3 protein-coding genes are annotated in these 2,970 nt (G+C 73.3%); all 3 read right to left on the bottom strand.

All coding sequences use genetic code 11. From position 1 onward, the window contains the following. Positions 1-624, bottom strand: a 624-nt coding sequence (locus tag IBL25_RS25450) for a formyltransferase family protein (RefSeq protein WP_187781241.1), incomplete at its 3' end; no start/stop codon positions are given. After that, positions 624-1,952 carry an aminotransferase class I/II-fold pyridoxal phosphate-dependent enzyme gene (locus IBL25_RS25445; protein ID WP_187781240.1) on the bottom strand — a complete coding sequence of 443 codons (1,329 nt, stop codon included), beginning with the start codon at positions 1,950-1,952 and terminating at the stop codon, positions 624-626. The genes IBL25_RS25445 and IBL25_RS25450, both read right to left, overlap by 1 nt. Next, the coding region (locus IBL25_RS25440) for a beta-ketoacyl reductase (protein ID WP_187781239.1) at positions 1,949-2,970 on the bottom strand (1,022 nt) is incomplete at its 5' end. The genes IBL25_RS25440 and IBL25_RS25445, both read right to left, overlap by 4 nt.

Genomic DNA, 2,970 nt, shown 5'->3' with positions numbered 1-2,970 from the left:
CGCGGCGGTGGCGGCGCTGATGCCGGCGGGCAGCGGCACCGCCTGTTGCGCCAGGATGGCGCCGGCATCGATGCGCGGCGCCAGCCGGTGCAGCGTGACCCCGGTGGCGGGCGCCGCGCGGGGGTGTTGCGGCTGGTCCAGCAGTGCCCAGAAGGTGGGCAATGGCCCCCGGTGGCGCGGCAGCAGGGAAGGATGCAGGTTCACCCCGCCCAGGGGCGCCGTGGCCAGGGCGGCTTCGCCAAAGATCTGGTCGAAGTGGAAGGAGAGGATGAGGTCCGGCTTCGCCGCCCGCAGCGCCGCCAGGGCGGGTTCGGCGTTGATGTCCTCCACCTCCAGCAGCGGGATGCCATGGGCGCGGGCCAGCCGTGTCAGCGCCCCGCCGCCCCAGAGGCGCCGCAGCCGCCCCAGGGCCTGCGGGATGGCATAGCCCAGCAGCAGGAAGGGCAGCATGCGCCAGCCGGAATGGCGCCAGTGCTTCCGCAACTGGCCCATCATGCCGCCCGCCGCCGCGCGATAGGGGTCGGAACGGCCGATCAGCACGATCTCCCCCAGCCGCGCCTTGGCCAGCGCCAGCACCGCCTCGCTGCTCAAGGCGCTGTCCAGCGTGAAAAGCGCGATGCGCATCAGCCGAGGCCCGGCAGCGCCTCCACCGCACCGAGGCCGGCGGAAGCCTCGGCCAGGGTTTCGGCCGCGCGCAGCAGGTCGGCCTCGGTATGCTCGGCGCAGACAAAGAAGCGCAGCCGCGCCGATTGCTCCGGCACCGCCGGGAAGGTGACGGTCTGCAAGGCCACGCCGCGCGCCAGCATGGCATTGGCCAGCCGCGCCGTGCGGATGGAGGAGCCGATGATCACCGGCACGATGGCCGAGCCCTGGCTGAAGCCGGTGTCGAAGCCGCGTTCCCGCAGCAGCTCCCGCAGCCGGCGGCCATTGGCCTGGAGGCGCGTCACCCGCTCCGGCTCCGCGCGCAGGATGCGCAGGGATTCCAGCGCGGCGGCGGCCAGCGGCGGCGCGAGGCCCACGGAATAGACGCTGCCCGGCGCGGTGTGGCGCAGCCAGTCGATCACGTCCCGCCGCGCCGCGATATAGCCGCCCGAGCCCGACAGGGTTTTTGACAATGTGCCCATCCACAGGTCCACGCCCGTGGGGTCCACGCCCTGCGCTTCCGCCACGCCGCGCCCGGTGGCGCCCAGCACGCCCAGGCCATGCGCCTCATCCACCATCAGCCAGGCATCGTGGCGGCGGGCGATGGCGACGGCGCGGGCGAGGTCCGGGCTGTCGCCGTCCATGGAATAATGGCCTTCCAGCAGCAGCAGCGCGCGCTGGGCGCCCCGGCGGGCGGCGGCCATCTCCTTCTCGGCGGCGGCCATGTCGTTATGGGCGAAGGGCAGGCGGCGGGCGCCGGAAAGGCGCACGCCCTCGGTGCAGGAATTGTGGATGGCGGCGTCATGCACCACCACGTCCCGCGGGCCCATCAGATGGCCGATCACGGTGACATTGGTGGCATGGCCGGAGACGAAGGTCAGCGCCGCTTCCGTGCCGTGCCATTCGGCCAGCGCCGCTTCCAGTTCCTGGTGCAGGTCGCGCTCGCCCGCCGTGATGCGAGCGCCGGAGACGGAAACGCCATAGCGGTCGATCGCCGCCTTGGCCGCCGCCTGCACGCGCGGGTCGTTGTTCAGGTTGAGGTAGTTGTAGGAGGCGAAATTGACGACATCCCGGCCATCGACGCGGCTATGCGCGCCTGCCAGCCCGTCATGCTTCTGGAACAGCGGGGAGGGCAGGTCCAGCGAGGCCAGCGCCGTTTGCAGCATGCCGTAATCCCGCATGCCCGGCAGCGTGGAAAAATCCCGCGCGGAGCCCGCATCCGGGCGCGGCGCCGCATCCTCGGCGCTGCGCCGTTTGGAGAGGCGGGCGAGCAGGGCAAGGCGGGCGGTGGCGGAAAGGCCGCCGCTCATTCCGCGGCCTCGGCCGGGGGCGTCATGCGCTGGCTGGGCTCGAACTGCTCGACAATATCGGCCACGGTCTCCTCCTCAGCCCGGTTGCCGGAAAGGCCTTCCGACAGGCGGCGGGCAAGCAGGTCCACGGTCAGATCCTCCGTCACGGAAGCCAGCGGCACGGACATGCCGAGGCGTTGTTCCAGCGCGCCGCGCAGTTCCAGCCCGCCCAGGCTGTCCAGCCCCATACCGGCCACGGGGGCATCGGTGGGGATGGCCTCGGCAGGCAGGCGCAGGATGCGCGCCGCTTCCTCCCGCACCACCTGGCGCAGCAGGGCGCGGGCCTCCTCGGGCGGCAGGGTCAGCAGATGGGCGCGCAGGTCGCCGCTACCCGTGGAGGCCTCTCGCTGGCCGCGCACGGCGTCGAAGAGCGGCTCCTCCAGGATCGGCAGGGCCATGCCGGCCTGCCGCCAGCCGATGCGCGCCAGAGACAGCACCGGGGCGCCGCTGCGCAGCAGGGCCGGCAGGGCGTCCAGGGATTCGGTGGCGGTCATGGCCTCCACGCCCAGGCGGCGGGCCAGGGTCTCGGCGGTGGTGGCATTCTCCGCCAGCACGCCGGCATCGGCGATGGGACCCCAGCCGACCGCCAGCGCCGGCAGCCCTTCCGCCTGGCGGCGGCGCGCCAGGGCCTCCAGCGCCGCATTGGCGGCCACGTAATTGGCCTGGCCCGGATTGCCCATGGCCGTGGTGGCCGAGGAGAACATCAGGAACAGCGCCACCGGGTCCTGCCGCGTCAGGCGGTCCAGGTTCAGCGCGGCATCCAGCTTCGGCGCCAGCACGCGGGCGAAGCGGCCGGCATCCATGGCGCTGGCGGCACCGTCGTCGAACACGGCGGCGGCATGCACCACGCCCACCAGCGGCGGGCCTTCCGCGCGGATTTCCGCCAATGCGGCCTGCAAGGCGCGGGCATCGGCGGCATCGGCGGCATGCACGGTGGCGGCGGCGCCCAGGGCGGCCAGGGTGCGCACGGCGGCCTCCG

The organism is Pseudoroseomonas ludipueritiae, from assembly GCF_014490445.1.
Lineage (GTDB): Bacteria > Pseudomonadota > Alphaproteobacteria > Acetobacterales > Acetobacteraceae > Pseudoroseomonas > Pseudoroseomonas ludipueritiae.
This window is presented reverse-complemented; position numbering and strand designations above follow the sequence as displayed.

Coding starts and splice junctions, on each gene's coding strand:
- IBL25_RS25445 (WP_187781240.1), bottom strand. CDS start 1,952: ATGAGCGGCGGCCTTTCCGCCACCGCCCGCCTTGCCCTGCTCGCCCGC.